Below are 241 nucleotides of genomic sequence, written 5' to 3'. Positions count from 1 at the left end.
TCCTAAACTAAAATCAAAACCCCTATTAAAGCCAATATACCAAGAAATCATTCTTAATAATTCAGGACGTAAAATATTATTGAAATGATCTAAAGCAAATAATATTTCTCTTCTAAAAACCCCCTTTGCTACATACGTTGAGACACTCCAAAACTCATTACAGCAATCATAAAATTCTCGTTCTGTTGGTTTTTTTAACCAATAATTTGAGTCATCTGGAACAATTTCTTGAGTTACTAAA

At 29.5% G+C, this 241-nt stretch carries 1 protein-coding gene; it reads right to left on the bottom strand.

Annotated elements, in window-relative coordinates; all coding sequences use genetic code 11:
* On the bottom strand, window positions 1-241 hold a 241-nt coding region (locus SH09_RS12870), incomplete at both ends, for an aminoglycoside 6-adenylyltransferase (protein WP_042740043.1).

The organism is Staphylococcus gallinarum (genome assembly GCF_000875895.1).
In the GTDB taxonomy this organism is placed as follows: Bacteria; Bacillota; Bacilli; order Staphylococcales; family Staphylococcaceae; genus Staphylococcus; species Staphylococcus gallinarum.
Note: the sequence above shows the minus strand (reverse complement) of the source record. Positions and strands in the feature narration are given on the sequence as shown.